The sequence below is a fragment of the Hymenobacter siberiensis genome (assembly GCF_018967865.2).
In the GTDB taxonomy this organism is placed as follows: Bacteria; Bacteroidota; Bacteroidia; order Cytophagales; family Hymenobacteraceae; genus Hymenobacter; species Hymenobacter siberiensis.
In genome coordinates this window covers 2816139-2836654 of record NZ_JAHLZY020000001.1, presented here as the reverse complement: position 1 = coordinate 2836654, position 20516 = coordinate 2816139, and the positions used below count along the sequence as shown (strand labels likewise).

Annotated in this window: 17 protein-coding genes and 1 other RNA gene; 8 read left to right on the top strand and 10 right to left on the bottom strand. The window is 59.9% G+C overall.

Translation table 11 applies throughout. The features are described from left to right. Positions 1-126 precede the first annotated feature (126 nt). A complete protein-coding gene (locus KQ659_RS12655; RefSeq protein ID WP_216688480.1) occupies positions 127-1155 on the bottom strand; it encodes a Gfo/Idh/MocA family protein in 1029 nt (342 codons plus the stop codon). Positions 1156-1269: 114 nt separating this feature from the next. Beyond that, entirely contained in the window at positions 1270-2421 is a 1152-nt protein-coding gene (locus tag KQ659_RS12650) for a DegT/DnrJ/EryC1/StrS family aminotransferase (protein WP_226915532.1), read from the bottom strand. A gap of 364 nt (positions 2422-2785) precedes the next feature. Here KQ659_RS12650 and KQ659_RS12645 point away from each other — a divergent pair, with 364 nt between their 5' ends. Beyond that, the gene (locus tag KQ659_RS12645) at positions 2786-3682 is read left to right on the top strand and encodes a DUF6565 domain-containing protein (protein ID WP_216688481.1); all 897 of its coding nucleotides are present in this window, start codon (positions 2786-2788) and stop codon (positions 3680-3682) included. An 88-nt stretch (positions 3683-3770) separates the two neighbouring features. Here KQ659_RS12645 and KQ659_RS12640 read toward each other — a convergent pair whose 3' ends face one another. The 5 genes from KQ659_RS12640 to ffs form a co-directional block, all read right to left on the bottom strand. Further along, on the bottom strand, positions 3771-4667 hold the full coding sequence (locus KQ659_RS12640) for a glycosyltransferase family 2 protein (RefSeq protein ID WP_216688482.1): 897 nt from the start codon (positions 4665-4667) through the stop codon (positions 3771-3773). Between the two features lie 34 nt (positions 4668-4701). Continuing rightward, complete coding sequence (locus KQ659_RS12635) at positions 4702-5385, bottom strand: cell division ATP-binding protein FtsE (protein WP_216688483.1); 684 nt, start codon at positions 5383-5385, stop codon at positions 4702-4704. A 4-nt stretch (positions 5386-5389) separates the two neighbouring features. Continuing rightward, positions 5390-5593, bottom strand: coding sequence for a fructose-6-phosphate aldolase (locus KQ659_RS12630; protein WP_168675501.1), 204 nt, complete (start codon positions 5591-5593; stop codon positions 5390-5392). A gap of 112 nt (positions 5594-5705) precedes the next feature. Further along, positions 5706-6362: a fructose-6-phosphate aldolase gene (gene fsa / locus KQ659_RS12625; RefSeq protein WP_168675500.1), complete on the bottom strand. Its 657-nt coding sequence runs from the start codon at positions 6360-6362 to the stop codon at positions 5706-5708. 173 nt (positions 6363-6535) lie between these two features. Then, positions 6536-6633: signal recognition particle sRNA small type (gene ffs / locus KQ659_RS12620), an RNA gene on the bottom strand. Between the two features lie 214 nt (positions 6634-6847). Between ffs and guaA the strand changes: the two genes are divergently transcribed. The 3 genes from guaA to KQ659_RS12605 all read left to right on the top strand — a co-directional run bounded on the left by guaA (position 6848) and on the right by KQ659_RS12605 (position 10889). After that, a complete protein-coding gene (gene guaA / locus KQ659_RS12615) occupies positions 6848-8383 on the top strand; it encodes a glutamine-hydrolyzing GMP synthase (RefSeq protein ID WP_168675496.1) in 1536 nt (511 codons plus the stop codon). Positions 8384-8542: 159 nt separating this feature from the next. After that, positions 8543-9283, top strand: coding sequence for a type 1 glutamine amidotransferase (locus tag KQ659_RS12610; RefSeq protein WP_216688484.1), 741 nt, complete (start codon positions 8543-8545; stop codon positions 9281-9283). A 493-nt stretch (positions 9284-9776) separates the two neighbouring features. Continuing rightward, positions 9777-10889: an IS4 family transposase gene (locus KQ659_RS12605; protein WP_216688485.1), complete on the top strand. Its 1113-nt coding sequence runs from the start codon at positions 9777-9779 to the stop codon at positions 10887-10889. Here KQ659_RS12605 and KQ659_RS12600 read toward each other — a convergent pair. After that, a complete protein-coding gene (locus KQ659_RS12600) occupies positions 10858-12093 on the bottom strand; it encodes a hypothetical protein (protein ID WP_216688486.1) in 1236 nt (411 codons plus the stop codon). The two genes, KQ659_RS12605 and KQ659_RS12600, sit on opposite strands and share 32 nt — an antisense overlap. Positions 12094-12128: 35 nt before the next feature. Beyond that, complete coding sequence (locus KQ659_RS12595) at positions 12129-15143, bottom strand: M1 family metallopeptidase (RefSeq protein WP_216688487.1); 3015 nt, start codon at positions 15141-15143, stop codon at positions 12129-12131. Between the two features lie 221 nt (positions 15144-15364). Between KQ659_RS12595 and KQ659_RS12590 the strand changes: the two genes are divergently transcribed. Both KQ659_RS12590 and KQ659_RS12585 read left to right on the top strand, forming a co-directional pair. Then, positions 15365-15814 carry a hypothetical protein gene (locus KQ659_RS12590; protein WP_216688488.1) on the top strand — a complete coding sequence of 150 codons (450 nt, stop codon included), beginning with the start codon at positions 15365-15367 and terminating at the stop codon, positions 15812-15814. 39 nt (positions 15815-15853) lie between these two features. After that, a complete protein-coding gene (locus KQ659_RS12585) occupies positions 15854-16276 on the top strand; it encodes a DUF1810 domain-containing protein (RefSeq protein WP_216688489.1) in 423 nt (140 codons plus the stop codon). 128 nt (positions 16277-16404) lie between these two features. Here the strand turns inward: KQ659_RS12585 and KQ659_RS12580 are convergent, their stop codons facing one another. Next, entirely contained in the window at positions 16405-17085 is a 681-nt protein-coding gene (locus KQ659_RS12580) for a DUF1361 domain-containing protein (RefSeq protein ID WP_216688490.1), read from the bottom strand. A gap of 162 nt (positions 17086-17247) precedes the next feature. On the opposite strand from KQ659_RS12580, the gene KQ659_RS12575 reads away from it, so the two are divergent. Together KQ659_RS12575 and hemL are read left to right on the top strand one after the other, a co-directional pair. Next, complete coding sequence (locus KQ659_RS12575; RefSeq protein WP_216688491.1) at positions 17248-19065, top strand: ABC transporter substrate-binding protein; 1818 nt, start codon at positions 17248-17250, stop codon at positions 19063-19065. Positions 19066-19212: 147 nt separating this feature from the next. After that, entirely contained in the window at positions 19213-20511 is a 1299-nt protein-coding gene (gene hemL, locus KQ659_RS12570; RefSeq protein ID WP_216688492.1) for a glutamate-1-semialdehyde 2,1-aminomutase, read from the top strand. Positions 20512-20516 lie beyond the last annotated feature (5 nt).

Below are 20516 nucleotides of genomic sequence, written 5' to 3'. Positions count from 1 at the left end.
CTACGCGCTGCCCTTTTCATGAGTCATCGGCCCTTGCCTCTGGGCTCCACTAAGGGCCGATGACACCAGTCCGAACTTCTGCTTGGCGGTGGCAGCGCGTAGTTTTGAATTACACCCGGTTAGCTACTACCGCAACGCGTAAATCCGCTCAATTATCTCCACCACTTTCAGCCCTTCCAGCGCATTGGTCGTGGCGAAGCTGCGGCGCTGCACGGTATCCACCACGTTTTCGATGACCTGCACATGGTTGGCGGCCGAGCCCTGGAAGGGGCCGTAGTCGTTGGCGGCGTTGGTGGGGGGCAGCGGGGGCATCTCGTATTTTTCGAGGTGGCAGTACTCCACCTTGTCCATGTACTGGCCCGCGATGCGCAGGCTGCCGCGCTCGGCCACCACGGTGAGGGAGCTTTCGAGGTTGCGGTCCCACACGGCGGTGCTATAGCTGAGGGTGCCGCTTCCGCCGCGCAACAGGTCGAAGGTCACGAGGCCGCTGTCCTCAAATTCCGTAAGACCGGCGTGGGTGAAATCCCGGAATCGGGCCGAAATATTGGTGATGTCGCCAAACACCCAATACAGCAAATCGACAAAATGACTGAACTGGGTGAATAATGTGCCGCCGTCGAGCGCCTGGGTGCCCTTCCAGCCGTCGGCCTTATAGTAACGGGCATCGCGGTTCCAGAAGCAGTTCAGCTGCACCAGAAACACCTGGCCCAGCCGGCCCTCGTCGTACACCTGTTTCAGCCAGGCGGCCGGGGGCGAGTAGCGGTTCTGCATCACCCCAAATACCAGTCGCCCGGTTTGCAGCGCCGTGTGCACGATGGTTTCGGCATCGGCCTTATGCAGCGCAATGGGCTTTTCGATGACGACGTGCAGGCCGTGGCGCAGGCCGGCCACCGCCTGCGGGGCGTGCAGGCCGTTGGGCGTGGCTACGGTGAGGACGTCGGCCGCCGGCCCGGTTTGCAGGTATGCTTCGAGCGATGCGAAGAACGGTACGCCCGGAAACTCAGCTGCGAGGCCGGGTTGGAGGTCGGCGCGTGTGTCAATCAGGGCCGCCAGCACGGCACCCTCGTGGCGCGAAACCAGCGCGGCATGGCGGCGACCAATGTGGCCCACGCCGCAGATGGCGAAACGAACGGAAGGCGACGTAGAAATTTGCATGGTAGAAAATGCTCGCACAGCGGTTTGAAAGAGGGAAAGGAGGTCAGCAAAGCAAGAGGGAAAACACTCGGTGGACCTTCTTTCCCTCTTTCAAGCCGCTGTGCGAAATAATTATTACTTGAAGAACTCGCCGACATATTGCACCACATAATCCACCTGTTCCGCCGTCAGCAGCGGATGAATGGGCAGCGACAACACTGCCCCGCACAGCCGTTCGGCCACCGGAAACTGCCCCGCCTGGTAGCCCAGGTAGGCATAGGCCGGCTGCGCGTGCACCGGCAGCGGGTAGTAAATCATGGTGGGCACGCCGCAGCGGTGCAGGTGGTTTTGCAGCTCATCGCGCCGGCCGGTTTCCGCTACCTGAATGGTGTACTGATGAAAAACGTGGCTGCTGCGCGCATCGCGGGCCGGAATGTTTATGCCGGGCACAGTGGCCAGCGCGGCATCGTAGCGGGCGGCCACGGTTTGGCGGGCTGCCGTGTTGGCGGGCAGTTGCCGCAGCTTCACCCGCAGCAGGGCGGCTTGCAGGGTATCGAGGCGGGAGTTGAGGCCGATGTGCTGGTGGTGGTATTTGCGGCTCTGGCCGTGGTTGGCCAGCTGGTGGAGCAGGGCTGCACGGGCCGCGTCGTGCGTTATCAGCGCGCCGCCATCGCCGAGGCAGCCGAGGTTTTTGGAGGGAAAAAACGACGTGGTGCCCACTTCGCCTACGGTGCCGGCGTAGGCTGTTTCGCCATTTGCAAAGGTGAATGAGGCGCCCAGCGCCTGGGCGTTATCCTCAATTAGCGGAATGCCGTGGCGGGTAGAAATTGCCCGTAGTGCTTCCAAATCGGCACATTGCCCAAACAAATGCACGGCTACGATGGCGCCGGTACGCGGCGTAAGGGCTGCATCCACGGCGGCCGGGTCGATGTTGAACGTGTCGGGGAGTGCATCAACCAGCACTGGCTTCAGGCCCAGCAGGGCGGCGGCTTCCAGCGTGGCCACGTAGGTGAAGGCGGGGATGATGATTTCGGCTCCGGCCGGCAGGCGCAGGCTCATGAGGGCCAGGGTGAGGGCGTCGGTGCCGTTGGCGCAGGGGGTGATGTGCGCGCCGCCCAGGTATTCGCCCAGCTCGGCTGCGAACTGCCCCACGGCCGGCCCCTGAATGAAGGCCGCCGAAGTCATTACCTCCGCAACTGCCTCGCTGAGTGATGGTTGCAGCGCCGCGTGCTCAGCAGCCAAATCGAGCAATTGAATGGGGGAGGGCGGGGCCGGGAGTATGGACACGGATAATAAGGAGCAGGAGCGGCCCCAAAGATAGAAGCCGGTTCGGGGCGGCCGGGTTCAGCAAACCGGCGACGACTTCCGGGCAGCATAATTTACAGGCAAGCCGATGAAAACCGATGAGCCGACGACCACCGGGCGAGAGCAAATAAAGGACAATTATAAAATGAATTTCAGGTGAGGGTAAAATCGGTTTTGTGCCGTCTTTGCCAGGGTTTTGCGGCATTTAGCATATGCTGAAAATCGGTAATGAATTGCTGGACAATACTATTCAGGGATAACCTGTGGCCGGATGCTTGCGTTAAGCTACCCCAGGCGGCAGCCAGTTGAATGCCGTCGCGCTGATTCTTCACCAACGCAATTTGCTATGAACAACAACCAATCTTTCCTCCGTACCCTGGGCTTTGTCTTGCTGATGGGTGGCGTGGCGGTAGCCAATACCGGCTGTTCGCAAGCCGATAAGCAAGAAGTTTCGGCCGAAAGCGACCAGGCCTACAACGACATGGCCACCTTCGTAGATAATACGGAGGCCAAAGCAGATGCTGTGGGCGACGAAATGCAGGCCGACTACGACCGGGAAACCACCGAGATGAAGGCCGATTACGACACCAAAAAAGCTGCTACCGACAAAAATGTCGACAAATACGACGACAACCGCCGGCAGGAAATTGATAAGCTCAACACCCGCTACACCACGGCCCTGGACCAGCGCACCAGCGCCTGGGACAATCGTATGAAGGTGGGCGACATGGGCCAGTACTACAAGCCCACCAGCCCCGCCGCCCAGCTAACGGCTGCCAACGCTCGCACTACTTATGAAAAATTCGTGCAGAACGTGAAGAGCAACCAGGAGAAATACGACATCAACGACTGGCGCAACATCAACGCCGAATGGCGGGCAATGGATGAGGCCTACGACAAGGTGAAAGGCAACATTTCTGTGAATGACCTGGCCGAGATTCAAAAGGAAAAGCTGAAATATTCTGCCTTCAAATCCTGGGATAAAACGAAAATTCGCGCTAACCAGGGGGCTGATGCCGTAGCCGGCAAAGCCGACGAAGTGAGCGACGAAACTGCCGATGAGCGTAGCCGCGCCGGCCAGGCCATCAGCAATACCGCTTCTGATGTGAAGCAAGCCGGTAAGGACGTGGGCCACGGGGCAGCCGAAGTAGGCAAAGACATCGGCCAGGGTGCTGCCAAAGCCGGTAAAAAAGTAGGCGGCGCCGTGAAAGACGTATTTGACGGCAAAGACGATAAGAAGTAATCCGTTATCCGTAACGAATAGCAAAACCGGTTTTTGGCCTCGTGCCGAAAGCCGGTTTTTTTGTGCCACTGCCGGCCACTGCTTGGCGTTACGCCAGCTGCTGCAATAGCCAGTGCAGCTTCAGTAAATCGAAATGCCGCAGGCCGGGCGTGGCGGAGAGGAGCTGCCGCCGCAAGGCGGGTGCCACTGCCCGCAGTGCCACGCGCGCCGCCGGCGCCAGCCCCAGCCGGCGCAGCCGCAGCGCCGTTTGCAGCAGCCGCGAATCAGTTCCCAGGCCGTCTTCGCGGTACACCCGCGCCAGGTTGCACACTGCCTGCTCGCTTTTTTGCAGGAAAATGGCCGCTGGCTCCAGCCCGGCATGAATCACCGGATTATCGAGATGCAGCACGGGCACTTGCGTTGCGGCCAGCACTTCGCCGAATTTGGTGTCCTCGTGGCCATAGCCGGTCAGGCGCTCATCGAGCGGAAACCGATGGAAAATATCCGCTCGAATCAGCATATTATTGATGGTTAACTGCCCGTAAGGGGCCGCTTGGCGCACGGCGGCCGGCCGAGCTTCGCGGGCCTGGCCATAAAGCCAGCGCAAGTACAAGGCGGCCTCGGCGGGCGGAGCAGCCTCATAGCAGGTGCCGCCAATGAGCACCGCCGCCTGGTGCCGGGCGGCGGCGTAGCGGGCTAGAAATTTCGGGTCGGGTAGCAGGCTGTCGTTGTCCAGCAGCAGCAGCCACTCGTGTTGCGCGGCGGTTGCCAGCTGATTTCGGATTTTGGCGCGGCCCACGTTGCGCGGCAATTCGCGGTAGTGTACGCCGGGCAAATCGTTCAACGGCCGGTTCGACTGGCGGTAGGCATCAGTGGAGAAATCGTCCAGCAGCCGGATTTCCACCGCGCCGGGCCAGTCGGAAACCTGCGCGAGCAACGAATGAATTAACTCCCCAACGGCGCAATTATAAACCGGAATTAAAACGGATAAACCGGCTACTGCCATTTCGGAAATATTGCGGCCTGATATATGAAGTTTATCAGCTAAAACGGCGGGCTGAATCCAGTAATTCGCCGTCCTTACACGTCAGTACGCGGTGCGGATATTGCTCAATTAACTGAAAATTGTGCGTCGCCATCAAAATAGATGTGCCCGCGTTATTTATTTCGCCAAACAGCTGCATGATGCTGGCCGAAACGTCTGGGTCGAGGTTGCCGGTGGGCTCATCGGCCAGCAGTAAAACCGGCTCGTTGAGCATGGCGCGGGCAATAACCACGCGCTGCTGCTCGCCACCCGAAAGGCGGTGCGGCATGCGGTTGGCCGCGCTGCTCAGGCCCACGCGCACCAGCACGTCGGAAATGCGCTGTTGCTTCTGCGACTTGCCTTTCCAGCCCGTCGCGTTGAGCACGAACATCAGGTTTTCGGCCACCGTGCGGTCGCTCAGCAGTTGGAAATCCTGAAATACGATGCCCAGCTTGCGGCGCAGATAAGGCACCTTGCTGGCCGGCAGCCTGGGCAGCGAAAACCCCGCCACGGTGCCCATGCCGCTTTGCAGCGGCAGGTCGGCATACAGGGTTTTCAGCAGCGACGATTTGCCCGCGCCGGTGCGGCCCACGAGGTAGGCAAATGCGCCTTTCTCCAGCGCAAAGCTCACGCCCTGCAACACGGCCTGCTGCTCCTGCATTATCGTGGCATCGTGCAGCTCAATAACGTTTTCGGTCATACCGTTACAAATTCAATGGCCGCAATTTGCCGAATTCCAGTCCTGAAATCACCGCCGCCAGCTCTGTTTCCTTGCCTTCGAGGCCGTAACGGTGCAGGTCTTTCAGCGGCCGGTCGGCTCGGAAATAGGCAATGAGCACAAAGGCCTCATCCCGCAGCTGGATATAGTCGGGAATTTTAGCCTTGCCTTTTACTTTGATGATGTACATTCTTCGAGTTATGAGTTATGAGTTAAAAGTTAGGAGTTATGAGTTGGGATTATGAGCGCATTAGCAAGCTGACAACGAACTCATAACTCCTGACATTCAACTCATAACTCAATTACGAATTAACGCGTTTGTGGTCGGCCAGGAACGTGGCCAGGCCCTTGTCGGTAAGGGGGTGGTTTAGCAGCGCCATAATAACGTTGAGCGGGCAGGTCACCACATCAGCCCCAATTTCGGCACACTGAATGAGGTGCGGTACGTGGCGCACCGAGGCGGCCAGCACTTCCGTAGGGTAGCCATAGTTGCTGAAAATCTGCACAATCTGCTCTACCAGCTGCAAGCCGTCGTGGCCGATATCATCCAGGCGGCCCACGAAAGGGGAGACGTAGGTGGCGCCCGCTTTAGCGGCCAGCAGGGCCTGGCCGGCGGTGAAAATAAGGGTGCAGTTGGTTTTGATGCCTTTGTCGGCGAAGTATTTGATGGCTTTCACACCGTCCTTAATCATCGGCACTTTCACCACAATATTGGGGTGGAGCTCGGCCAGCTCCTCGCCCTCGCGCACCATGCCGTCGAAGTCGGTGGAAATGACTTCGGCCGACACGTCGCCGTCTACCAGCTCGCAAATCTGGCGGTAGTGGGCCATCACGTTGTCGATGCCGCGGATGCCTTCCTTGGCCATTAGCGAAGGATTGGTGGTCACGCCGTCGAGGACGCCCAGCTCCACGGCTTCGCGGATTTCGGCCAGATTGGCGGTGTCGATGAAGAATTTCATTTGTTAGCTATTAGCAGTTAGCTATTAGCTGTTAGCCGAAAAGGCCACCAGAAAAGTAACTGACAGCTAACGGCTATCAGCTAACAGCTAATAAAAAAGAATCGGCCCCAAAGCTACTCATTTACACGCTAAAAGCGGAATGAAGCAGCATCGGGGCCGACCGGAAAGGGCAAAAAAAAGCAAGCCAAAATCGCACCGCTACAACCACTTACCCTTGCTACCTTCCGGTCCTGGGGGAGTTCAGCGGGAGCTGGTCGTTCTGACTTGCCGATGCAAAGGTAATGCACAGACCACGGATTAGCACGGATTTAAGCGGATTTCACGCATTTTGTGGGTAGGCCATTGTTAATTGGAGGATAGGTGGTTGATTATGATTGCACTGAGCAGCCAGCAAATTTTCACGGACAAGTCCCTTCTGCCCATGCCGTCCCTGAAATCCGTGGAATCCGCTTAAATCCGTGCTAATCCGTGGTTAGCTTTGCACCATGGAACGACTTATCATCCTTGATTTCGGCTCGCAGTACACGCAATTGATAGCCCGGCGCATTCGCGAATTACACGTTTTCTGCGAAATTCACCCTTATACCCACGCCTCGAAACTCGTTCTCAGCGACGATATTCGGGGCGTTATTCTTTCCGGCTCGCCCTGCTCGGTGCGCGACGCGGATGCTCCCAACCCCGACCTGACCCACCTGCTGGGCCGGGTGCCGGTGCTGGGCGTGTGCTACGGCGCGCAGCTGCTGGCCCAGCAGGGGGGGGGCGAGGTTACGCCGGCCACCATCCGCGAATACGGCCGTGCCCGGCTATCCTCGCTGAACCTGGCTTCGCCGCTGCTGGCTGAGATGCATCTTGAGTCGCAGGTCTGGATGTCGCACGGCGACACCATTCAGCGCCTGCCGATGGGCTACGACATCATTGCCAGCACGCCGGAAGTGGCGGTGGCCGCCTTCAAAATTGAAGGCCAGGAAACCTATGGCATCCAGTTTCACCCCGAGGTGACGCACTCTACCGAGGGCAAGCAGTTGCTGCACAACTTCGTGGTGAACATCTGCCAGTGCGCCCAGAGCTGGACGCCCGACCACTTCGTGGACTCGGCTGTGGAGGCCCTGCGCAACACCATTGGCCCCGACGACCAGGTGATTCTCGGCCTCTCCGGCGGCGTGGACAGTAGCGTGGCGGCCCTGCTGCTGCACCGCGCCATCGGCCCGCGCCTGCACGGCATTTTCGTGGATAATGGCCTGCTGCGGCAGGACGAGTTTGCCACGGTGCTCAAAGCTTACGAAGGCCTCGGCCTGAACGTGACCGGCGTGAACGCCGCCCCCGAATTCTACGCCGCCCTGGCCGGCATCAGCGACCCCGAGGGCAAGCGCAAGGCCATTGGCCGCACCTTCATTGAGGTATTCGACCGCGAGGCGCAGAAGGTGGAAGGGGCCCGCTGGCTGGCCCAGGGTACTATTTATCCCGATGTAATTGAGTCGGTGTCGGTGCACGGTTCGTCTGTTACCATCAAGAGCCACCACAACGTGGGCGGCCTGCCGGAGAAGATGAACCTCAAAATTGTGGAGCCGCTGCGCATGCTCTTCAAGGATGAGGTGCGCGAAGTAGGCGCTGCCCTGGAACTGCCCGCCGATATTCTCAACCGCCACCCCTTCCCCGGTCCCGGCCTGGGCATCCGCATTCTCGGCGATGTTACGCCCGAGAAAGTGGACCTGCTCCAACGCGCCGACGGCGTGTTCATCAACCTCCTGAAACAGCACGGCCTCTACGAGCACGTGTGGCAGGCGGGCGCGATGCTGCTGCCCGTGCAAAGCGTGGGCGTGATGGGCGACGAGCGCACCTACGAGCGGGTGGTAGCCCTGCGCGCCGTAACCAGTGTGGACGGCATGACCGCCGACTGGGCACATTTGCCCTATGATTTCCTGGCGGAGGTGAGCAACAAGATTATCAATCAGGTGCGGGGGATTAACCGCGTGGTTTATGATATTTCGAGCAAGCCACCGGCTACTATCGAGTGGGAGTAGAGCATAATTGCTCGATGAATAATAAAACGTCATGCTGAGCGTAGCCGAAGCATCTCGCGTGCCATGGTAATCCAATCGAAAGGGTTTACTACCACACGCGAGATGCTTCGGCTACGCTCAGCATGACGTTCTTTTTTACATTTCTAATTTACCGTAACCATGCGCTTCCACTGCCTGCAACACCTGCCCGATGAAGGCCCCGGCCACGCGGCCGACTGGCTGGCGGCGCACGGCCATACGCTTACCTACACCAAGCTATTCGAGCCAAATCCGGAATTTCCGGCCTTGGCTGACTTCGATGGCCTGCTGATTCTGGGTGGAGCCATGAGCGTGCACGACGAGGAAAACCTGCCTTGGATGCGGGCGGAAAAGGCCTTTATCCGCGAAGCGCTGCGGGCGGGTAAGATTACACTTGCCATTTGCCTGGGCGCGCAGCTAGTAGCCGAGGCGCTGGGCGGGGAGGTGCGGCCCAACCATGCACCGGAAGTCGGTTTCTGGGCGGTGCGGTTTTCGGCGAAATCCTTGGAGCACCCGTTGCTGCGCGGCTGGCCCGAGAAAGCGGCCGTGCTGCACTGGCATGTCGATACGTTTACGGTGCCGCCGGGGGCTATTCGGGTAGGCATGTCGGCGGCGACGGCTACGCAGGGCTTTGTGTGGGGCGATGGCGTCATTGGCCTACAGTTTCACCCCGAAATGACGGTGCCGATGGTGGAGAAACTGATGGCGTTTGAAGGCCACGAGCACGCCGAGGAACAGGAGTTCGTGCAGACGGCAGCGCAGATTCGCGCCAAAATGAAATCGGTGTGGAAGGGGCGTAAGCTACTGGAGACGCTGCTGGAGAATCTGGTGGCGCTGCATGAAAGTGAAATAGCTTCGTTCAACGGCAACCTCACCCCCTGACCCCCTCTCCAAAAAAGAGGGGGCACCGGTTCGGGGAGGGTACTGTTTTCAATCGAATTTCAGAAAATGAGAATGTTAAACGGGTTAGATAATAAAGCTTGTGCGGAATAATGCGTTAGATTGATGCGCGAGATTCAGCAGTGGCCGAAAAGCATCCCAAGACGCATTGTTGCAAATCGTCTGTTTGTGCATATGAGCATTTTTCCCGCATTAACATTAATAACAAATATAGGACTTACGCAGTTGAAACACTAACCAACTGAAAAACAGCAATATAACAAATATACGTCTTGAATGCAAGTCGTTGATTTTCAGGTTACATAGCTTTTGAAGTGCGTAAGTCCTAAAATAGAGAAACGAGCATAACCGGTGCCCCCTCTTTTTTGGAGAGGGGGTTAGGGGGTGAGGTACTCTACCCTACTATTTTTCAGGTACAAAAACGGGGCAGCCCGACCTTTGGGGTTACGACACCACCAAAAACCCGTTCTGCCCCGTGAAGCAACACTTCGCTGCTAAAATTACGACGCTTTTGCAACAGGCCCCGTTTGTGGGCCACTTGTCCCGCCAAAAGTTTGTGGGCCAGTTCATTCTTGGCCTGATAAAGAGCCGCAACGTGCAATTCGGCGAGGTGGCCCAGCACCTCAATGACGCGGCCAAGCCCGCCTCGAACGAAACGCGCATTCAGGACTTTTTCCGCGAAGTAGACCTCAATTACGTACTGGTGGCCAAGCTTTTACTGAGTTTGTTGCCTGCGCAAGGCAAGCTGCGCTTATGCCTCGACCGCACGGAGTGGGACTTCGGCCAGTGCCAGGTGAACATCCTGCTCGTCACCGTCGGCACGGGCGAGGTCCACGTGCCCCTTTATTGGCACCTGCTCGACAACCGCAGCGGCAACTCCAACGCCGCCGACCGCATCGCCGTGCTCGAAAAATGCGTGGCCTTGCTGGGCAAAGACCGCATCGGCCTGGTCGTGGGCGACCGGGAATTTGTCGGCCATGCGTGGTTCAAGTGGCTCAAAGACAACGGGCTTAATTTTGTCATGCGCCTGCCCAAGCACCACTGCCTGACCCACGCCGACGGCCGGCGGCAGGCCGTGGCCGACCTGGGCCTGGTGCCGGGGCAGGTGCGCCGCTTCGCTCACGTGCAGGTCGACGGGGTTTGGGGGCAGGTCTGGGTCGAGGCCGTGGCGGCGGACGCGTTTGTCTTCCTGTTTGCCACGGCCGGCCTGAACCACCTCGAGCAACTCTATGCCAAGCGCTGGACGATTGAGCAATGCTTTCAAAATCTGAAAGGGCGGGGCTTTAACCTGGAAGCCACCCACTTGCGCTGTTTCCAAAAGCTGCGCAAGCTCGTGGCCCTGGTCAGCCTGGCCTACGCGTTTTGTCTGGGCGTGGGCGCGGCCGCCCACGGCGGCCGCCAGCCCATTGCCCGCAAAAACCACGGCTACCGGGCCGCCAGCCTGAGCCGCCACGGCCTCAATCTGCTCCGCCAACTCGCCCGCCCGCTGACCCTGCCCGAGGACCCATTGGCCCGCTTGGTTGAAACGCTACTGAACTGGATTACGAGGCAACTTGCTAAAAATCAATTACTAAAAATAGTAGGGTAGGGTACAGCCAGCCATCTTCCAGGCCATGGCCGGGGGCCGTTTTGTCGCCGCCCGTACCCGAGATAGCGCCACCAGCCAGAATGTACCCGCCGTCGATGGTTTGCTTGGCATCGGCCAGGTATTCGCCACTGGAGGTGCCAAAGGTGCGGTCCCATTGCTGGACTCCGGCGGCATCGAGCTTCACCACCCAATAGTCGAAACCGGTGTAGCCCGTGGGGTTTAGCGGCCCGCGATTAGGTTCGGTCTTATTGCCGGAGATGCCCGACGCCGACGACCCCGCCAGCAAATACCCGCCATCGGCGGTCTGGCTAACGGTGGCAAGGCGTTCGGATAAGGTGCCGCCCACCGTGCGGTCCCACTGTTGGGTGCCCAGCGAGTCGAGCTTGAGTACCCAATAATCGCCATCCGACCCGCCCCAGCACGGCTGCGTCTTTTCGCCCGAAACCCCCGAGTCGCTGAAGCCACCAATCAGGAAGCCGCCATCTTGGGTCAGCGACATATTTTTAAAGCCGTTGTAATCACTGCCGCTGCCGCCGTAGGTTTTGTCCCATACCTTTTGCCCCTGCGCATTGAGCTTTACTACCCAAAAATCGCCCCCTCCACGGCTGGGCCCGGTTTTATCGGCTCCCACGCCCGAGTAGGAGTTGCCGCCCAGCAGGTAGCCGCCATCGGCAGTTTGGAGTACGTTGTATAAATAATCGGTGGTAACACCCCCAATGGTACGGTCCCACTGCTTGGTGCCCAGTGCATCAATTTTTATCACCCAATAGTCGTCATAGCCTTTGCTGGGCTCAGACTTATCGCCCGAAATCCCCGAGGAGGAGGAGCCGCCCAGCAGATAGCCGCCGTCGCGGGTGGGCACGATGTCATACAGCTCATCATAGGAGCTGCCGCCGAACGTTTTGTCCCATTGCTTTGTGCCCTGAGCGTCGATTTTTACCACCCAGTAATCCCGTAGGCCCCGGCTGGGCTCGGTTTTATCGCCAGAGAGCCCCGACGTGGTGATGCCCCCCATAATATAGCCGCCATCAGGCGTGGGCCGCAGGATGAAAAGGTGGTCGTCGCCGGTTCCGCCGAGGGTAACATCCCACTGCTTGACGGGCACATTTTGAGCCCGGGCAGGAGTAGCCTGGAGCGCGGCGCATAGCAGTAGCAGGCACCAGTGCAGGTGCCTGGCTAGCCGAAAGGTAGAAGAAAGCAGCATGTAGTAGAAAGGGGAATCAGTTTGGGCAAGGGTTGCTACCGCGCCAGCTGCTCATCAAGCTGTCGGAAGGGATTCAGCGTGTTCAGGTTCAGCACGAAGCGGATGCGGTCGGTAAAATCCTGGCGGCTGGCGGGCAGGCCGTTAGCGTATTGTGAGCCGGCCACGGGCAGGTAGAAGCTGAGGATATCGCGCAGCACGGGCACTACCAGGCCGGCATCGTAATAGAGGCGCTGGGCGGGGCGGGAGGTCGATTCGCTGGTGAAGAACCGGTCATGGCTGGCCCCGAAATCGGCAAAAACGGCCAGGTTGGTCACCGGCAAATCTGCCTGAATATTGAGGGTGCTGAGCCATTTGGTATCGGCCACCGGGAGGAATCCTTTGAAGGCACCGTCGCGGTCATCGGTCTGGTGGAGCTGGGCCGTGACGCTGTGCGAAATCTGCTGGCGGTCGAGGAAGGCGGTTTGGCGGCGGTAGTCGGGGCTGCCGCTCAGGCCGAGCACGAACTCGGGGTTGTTGGGCTGCTGCAAAAAGCGGCCGCCGAACAGGCGCATCTGCACCTTCTTTTTGGGCGAGTAAAAGTGGAAGTAGCTGGCGCTGGCGCGGAGCAGCACGGCCTGGCGGTTGTTGGCATCGTCGGCGTTGCTGGCAATCATGCGGTTGAGGTCTACGGCGGCGCTCCAGCCTTGCAGGGCGTTGGCCTGGGCTATGTGGTAGTCTATGGCTTGGAACACGCCGGTGCGGTTGCGGTCTTCATCGGCCACGATGGTGTTGGCCAGCGTGAGGCGCTGTTGCGGGCCAACGCCCGGCGCGTGGGGCCAAACGAGGCTCACGCTGGGCTCATACTTAACGTAGCGCTCGAAGCGCTGCACGCCGAAGGCAATGGTGGCCTGCCGCGAGAAGTGCTGGGGCAGCACATTCAGCTGGATGCGGCCGATGCCGTTCAGCTCGTTTCGGCTGAAGCTGTACATGGGCATGGCCAGGTATTGCAGGCGCTTGGTTACCAGCGGGCTGTTGTAGAACGCCGCGCCGAGCATGAATTTATCGGAAGTATTGGCCCCCAGTACCGGCAGCCAGCTGATGGTGGCCTTGTCCCAGCGCTCCACGCTGGCCAGCGGGCGCAGGCGGATGGGTGTGAAGCCGGAAGGATGGTCGGCCACGGTGAGGCGGTCGTTGCGGCGGTTGAGCTCGGGCGTGACGTAGTTGGCATCGACCACGAGGGCGGCCACGTTGGGGCGTTTGAAATTGAGCTGGCTGGTAGCTTCCTCGTCGGCGGTGGGGTCGGTGTTGCCGAAGGGCGGCGTCCAGAGGGTTTCGAGCATCCGGCCGCTGGCATCGACCGACGATACCGGCACGGCCCAGGGCGTGGGCGAATCGGTGCGCACCAGCACCTTCACCACATCGTTGAAGCTGGCCAGGGTCTGCAAATCGGCGTCGTAATGCTGCGTATTGGTCATCATACCCTGGAAAAACCAGCCCAGCTTCTGGCCCGTGCTTTCCTCAAACACGGCCTGCATATCCTCGGGGTAGGGGTGTTTGAACTGCCACCGCTCGTAGTAGAGGTGCATGGCCGCGTCGAACCTGGCCTGGCCCAGGTAGCCGGCCAGGTATTTCAGCAGCGAGCCCATTTTCTGATACACGATGATGCCGTAGTTCAGCATCGTGTAATCGGCCGAAGTGGGGCCCTGCACCGGCTGGTCGAGTCCCCGGCTGGCCATGGCCTGGTAGGGCACCTGGTCGAAGGCGGAGGCCGGCAGGTTCTCCAGGCCAAAGGTGCGCTTCAGGCCCTGCGGCAGCTTATCGAATCCGTGAAACCCTTTGGCCGGCACGGTGTCGAGCGCACTCACACGCTGCTCCACGTAGGTGTTCACGCCTTCGTCCATCCACGGGAAATCCCGCTCGTTCGAGCCCAGGATGCCGTAGAACCAGTTGTGGCCCACCTCGTGCACGATGGCCTCGGGCTGGGTCACGGTCACCATCGGGTATTCCATGCCGGAGCCCGCGCTCAGCGCGCCATCCACGGCGGTAGCGGCCGAGTAGGGGTACTCGCCCACCCAGCGCGAGTAGTAGGTGAGGGCGTCGTTCACGTCCTGCAGGCCCTTTATCCACTTCGGAGCCTCTTTATTGGTGAAGAGTACCCACGACGTAACCATGCGGCCCGAGGGCAGGGTCACGCCGCTTTTCAGCACGTTGAAGCGCTTATCGGCAAACCAGGCGAAGTCGTGCACCCGGTCCTGCTTGTAGCGCAGGGTTTTGGTGGTGGCATCGGAGGCCGGGAATTTCAGGTCGGTGCCGAAATCCTCGGCGGTTTTCTTGCCGGCGGCGGTGGCGGCCAGGGCATCCATGCGGGCGCGTTCGTCGGGGTTTTGCAGCTCGCCGGTGGCGCCCACGGTGTAGTTGGTGGGCAGGGTAATGGTGACGTCGAACGAGCCGAATTCGGAGTAGAACTCGCCTTGGTCGAGGTAGGGGATGGGGTGCCATCCGCGCCGGTCCAGCACGGCCGGCTTGGGGTACCACTGCGTAATCTGGTAGCTCTGCCCCACGTGCCCAAACCGCGAAAAAGACGCCGGAATCTTCACCCGAAATGGCGTACTGATGCTGGCCGTGGCCCCCGCCGCCAGCGGCTGCGGCAGCACCAGCTTGGCAATATCCGCGTTTTTGGGGTCGAATTCCAGCTTCGCCGGCTGGCCGTTTACCTTGAAGTTGAGGCCATCGATGAATCCCCGGCCGGTCGGTTTGGCAAACTGAAACCGGCGCTTGCCGCTGCGCAATTGCTGCTTCGCAAAAGCCGTCGAATTGTCCTTATAAGCGTTGGGCCACAGGTGAAACCAGATGAAGGTGAGGGCCTGCGGCGAATGGTTGGTGTAAGCCAGGTCCTCGCGCCCGGTGAGGAAGTTGGTCTTGTCATCGAGCACCACGTCGATGGAGTAGTTAACCTCCTGCTGGAAGTAGGGGCCGGCTGCTTTGGCGGGCGTAGGCTTGGGCTTGTGGCGTTGGGCCAAGGCTAGGCCGGGTAGTAGGGCCAGGAGGCCAAAAAGGAAACGTGTTTTCATGCGGGGTTCCGTGGGGCGGAAGTAGCGCCGCGCCCTTGGGACGAAGCTACGGCGCGGCGAGGGACTGCGGGATATTGAGAAGCCGATGAATTGCCAGCGTTTGAGTTTAAGCTCAAGTATTATTGGACCTGTTACGAAATCCAGTTCGCTGCTCAAGTACCTTGCAAATACAATCGCATGTTAAAATTTAAGGGATGAATAAGATAATAGGTCTCTGCACGATGTTTCTACTATTCTCCTGCGAGCCGGTTCGTGAAAATCCTTCATTTATGAACTCAGCATTAATGGCCCGCAACCTGATTCGAATTTGCGTCGATTCCACGTTGCGTCTAGATAGTGGGCTTAACTCAGGAAATTATTTAGTCGATTTCAAACTAGTGAAAAACCTGAATAGGGAAGGGGTAAAACAGTTTATGCTAACAAGAAGTGAAGCCAGCGAAACCAATCTGGATTCGTTGCTGATAATAGCGCGTAGGTTCAGTAAATACAGTTTTGGGCTTCCCGAAGCTGTTATTAGATTTGAGAAAATAACTGTTCGAGCTGACGGAATGCTCCTTGTTGAAATATCCAAGATTCGGGCGGCGGATGGTTTCATCGATGCTGAATTACTATTAAAACCAAATGGATTGAGCTTTAAGTGCATTCGTAGTGGAATAACCCGTATTGGTTGAAACCGCAAAAGCATCCAGCCATATTGATGCCCAAATTCCATGAAAAACGAGCTTAATAGATTCGAGGAAGCACAAGTCGGGGAATACCAAACCGCATTATCCGAAATCAAAAACGGCCGCAAGCGCAGCCATTGGATGTGGTTCATCTTCCCCCAAATCCAGGGCCTGGGCCTCAGTGAAACAGCCAGGTTCTACGCGTTAGCCGATGCGCAGGCGGCAAAATATTACCTGGCTCATCCCGTTTTGGGTGCCCGGCTGCGGGAAATCTGCCAGGCACTGCTCAGGCTGGCTTCCAGTGATGCCCACGACATTTTCGGCAGTCCCGATGACCTGAAGCTGAAGTCTTCGATGACACTGTTTGCGTCGGTGAGCAGTAGTTCGGTTTCTCAGCAGGTGCTGGATAAGTTTTATGGCGGGAATCAGGACGATAAAACCTTGCGCATCCTGGGCTCGAAAGAATAAATTCAAAAGGTATTTCGCGACTGGTTGCAGTAGGGGCGGGGCTTGCCCCCGCCCGGTCGTTGAACGGAAGCGTTGCTGTGCCCCCCCAATGACAGGCGACGACAGGCCCCGCCCCTACACCGCTCAGTTTACTGCTCATGCGTCCTCCCCAGCAACCGCACCGTGCCGTAGCCCATCAGCAAAAACACCCCAAAAACCAGCGTCACGCCCCACGTTCCGGGAAAGGAGAACGGGTGCAAAATCCGGTTCACAATATCGAAAAACAGCGTGAGCGGGTTGGTGAGAATATCCCAGGAATTGAAGCGCAGGTAGCGGCCCAGGTAGATGCCGAAGCTGCTGAGCAGCAGCGCCACCGTGGCAAACGCCCAGCCTACCCCAAAGCCCAGGCGTTGCTGCACCAGCCGCTGCATGTCGGAGAGGGAGGCGTAGGCCAGCATCAGGCCGTTCCAGGCGCAGCTTAGAATGAGGGCGAGGTCGTACCAGAGCGGCACGCCGGGGCGGGTGTCGAGGTGGAATAAATCGGTGAGAATATAGGGCGCGTTGGGAAAAAACAGCAGCCACGCCGCGCCCACCGGGAGCAGAATGCGGGCTTTTAGCGGCCCCTTGGCCGTGCTAAGCATGGTGCTGATTGCGAAGGGAATGACGGCCAGAAATAGATTCCAGATGAGGAACAGGAAGGTGAGCCGGCCCGTCATCAGCACGCGGCCGGCCACCAGCAGAATGCTCAGGGTCACGGAAGCGGCCAGCACAAATACCAGCGTGAGCCGGGCGCGGGTGAAGGGCTGGCTGGAGAGGGTGGTTGCTTGCATAAGGTTAAAGTTACGGCCGAAGCGCCGTGCAGCATAGCCCCAATGTTACGCTAGTTCCGGCCCGAACGACAACGCATGGCCCGGCGGGCTGCGTGCCCGCCCCCGGCATTTATGGCTAATTTTGCACGGCTTACCACAGGGGCAAGCGTGTTTTCTGGTTCAATGAAGTTCATTCCTTTGCTGCGGCGGCCGCTCCGGTGGCTGGCAGCCGGCCTGCTGCTCACCAGCCCCGCGCTGGCCCAAACGCCGGCCCGGCCCCAACCCGCCGCCAGCCCGCCGCCCGCTAAGCCGCAGCCTGTCAAGCCGCAGCCCGCTAAGCCGCAGGCCGCCAAACCCAAGCCCACCGCCGTGCCCCCGGCCGAAGCCAACGTGCGCTACCGCAGCGGCAAAATCCAGCTCGACCAGGGCAACTACGCTGCCGCCCTCACGCAGCTGGAACCGCTGGCCCAGCCCACCGCCCGCTTCGCCCGCGCCGCCGATGCGGCTTACCTGGCCGCCGTGGCCAACGCCCGCCTCAAGCAGTGGCCCGAGGCCGAGCAGCTCCTCAACCTGCTCCGCACCGAGTACCCAACCTACCCCAACCTGCCCGATGCGCTGTTTTTGCAAGGCCAGGTTTCGTTTGAGCAGGAGGATTTCGACACTGCCCTTAAAGCCCTGGCCCAGCTCCCGGCCGATAAGCTGGGCCCCGAGCGCGAGGCCATGAAGGGCACCTACCTGCCCCGCATCAAGGAGCGCAACACCTGGCAGCGCAACCTGCGCCGCTACCCCGACGATGCCACCCTGGCCCGCGCCTACGCCGACCACCTCATCGCCGGCGGGGCCTACACCGATGCCGACCGCCCGCAGCTCGACGAGCTGATTGCCAAATTCAGCCTCGATCGCACCCGCTACACGCCGCGCCCCCGGCCGGTTTCGGTGAAGAAAACCAGCTACAACGTGGCCGTGCTGCTGCCCTTCGAGCTGAGTGACCCCAGCTGGCAGACCGTGCGCAAAAACCAGTTTGTAATCGACCTCTACGCCGGCCTGCGCCTGGCCCAGGACAGCCTCCAGCGGGCCGGCCGCCCCATCCAGCTCTTCGCCTACGACACCGGGGCCGACACCCTCACCCTGAAGCAAACCCTGGCCCTGCCCGAGCTGGCCGGTATGGACATGCTCATCGGCCCGGTGTACAAGTCGGGTGCCAAGCTGCTGAGTCGCTACGCCCAGGAGCACCAGATTATCTGTGTAAACCCGCTGTCGCAGGACGGTGATTTGGTGCTCGATAATCCCTGGCACTACCTGTTTTCGCCCAGCTCGGCCACGCAGGGACGGGTGGCGGCCCAGTTCGCCCTCAACGCTTTCGGGGCCGGCAAGCCCGGGCTGGTGCTGTACGAAGACAGCAAGGACGACGCCGACTTTGCCACCGCCTACAAGGCTACGTTTGAGGCGCAGGGCGGCAAAATCAGCGCCCTGCGCCGCTTCAATCCCGATATGGACGAGAGCCTCGCGGCCGCCTTTGCCGGGCCGGAGCTGGCCGCCGCCAGCCACGTTGTGGTCGTGTCCGACAACCGCCGCATCGGGCCCTACGCCCTGCGGCTTGTGCAGCAACAGCCCGCCGCCACGCGCCCCGGCCTGCTGGCCCCCGGTTCCTGGCTCGATAATCCGCGCCTCGACGTGAGCCAGCTCAATGGCCCCACCACCTACTTCATTCAGCCCAAATACTACGATGAGCAGGGGCTGGGCTACCGCCGGTTCCGGCAGCTGTACTTGCAGCGCCAGCACCTGCCACCGTCGGTTTTCGCCAACCAGGGCTTTCAGTTGTTAATGTATTTTGGCAACGTCCTGTCTCAGTATGGGTCCGACTTTCAAACCAGTCTATCAACTGCTCCGCCCGCTACGGGTGCCATTTTCGAGGGCGAAAGCTACTCCGGCGGTGCCCACGACAACCAGGTGGTGCCCATCGTCAAGCTCACCGGCCTGGAGTACCAGGTGATGCGCTAAACCAATTTGTAATTGATAAAAAGTTATGCTGAGCGCAGTCGAAGCATCTCGCGTGCAGTAGTAAATAAATCGTGACAACGATGCGAGCGAGATGCTTCGACTGCGCTCAGCATGACGTTCTGAACCGACTCAACCAAATTACATTACATGCTCAATCTCACCACTTCCGCTACCCTTTTCGAACGGGCCAAAACCCTTATTCCCGGCGGCGTAAACTCGCCGGTGCGCGCTTTCCGCTCGGTGGGCGGCTCGCCCGTGTTCATGCAGAGTGCCCACGGGGCCTGGCTCACCGACGTGGACGGTAACCGCTACGTCGATTTCATTAACTCCTGGGGGCCCATGATTCTTGGCCACGCGCCCGATGTGGTGCTCGATGCCGTGCGCGCCGCCCTGCCCAACTCGCTCAGCTTCGGCGCACCCACGCACCGCGAAGTGGAAATGGCCGAATTGATTCGGGAAATGGTGCCCGGCGTTGAGAAGGTGCGTTTGGTAAACTCCGGCACTGAGGCCTGCATGTCGGCCATCCGCGCCGCCCGGGGTTATACCGGCCGCGACAAAATCATCAAGTTTGAAGGCTGCTACCACGGCCACGGCGATGCTTTTCTGATTGCCGCCGGCAGCGGCGCCCTCACCGCCGGCGAGCCCGACTCGGCCGGCGTGACCCGGGGCGTGGCCCAGGATACCCTCACCGCGCCCTACAACGACCTGCCCGCCGTGGCGGCCCTCATTGCTGCCAACCCCAACCAGGTGGCAGCCCTCATCCTGGAGCCCGTGGTGGGCAATATGGGCCTGGTAATTCCCGCCCAAGGCTTCCTGGCCGGCCTGCGTGCGTTGTGCAACCATCACGACATCGTGCTCATTTTTGATGAGGTGATGACCGGTTTCCGCCTTGCGCCGGGCGGTGCGCAGCAGCTCTACGGCATCACGGCCGACATGGTGACGCTGGGTAAAATCATCGGCGGCGGCCTGCCCGTGGGCGCTTACGGCGGCCGCGAAGACATTATGAACTGCGTGGCTCCGGCCGGCAAAGTGTACCAGGCCGGCACGCTTTCGGGCAACCCCATGGCCACCGCCGCCGGCATGGCCCAGTTGCGCTACCTGCACGAGCACCCCGAGCTCTACACGGCGCTCGAATCCAGCAGTACCCGCCTCGCCGACGGCACCCGCCAAATTGCCGCCGACCTTGGCCTGAACTACACCGTGAACCGCGTGGGCTCCATGTTCAGCCTGTTTTTCACTTCGGAACCGGTCAACAACCTCGACGATGCCAAAAAGTGCGATACCGCCGCTTTCGGCCGCTATTTCCACGCCATGCTGAACCGGGGCATCTACCTCGCGCCCTCGCAGTTCGAGGCCTTGTTCGTGTCTACGGCCATCACCGACGAGCTGGTGGAGAAATACCTGGCTGCCTGCCGCGAGTCGTTGATAGAGGCGCATAGCTTGTAACGCAC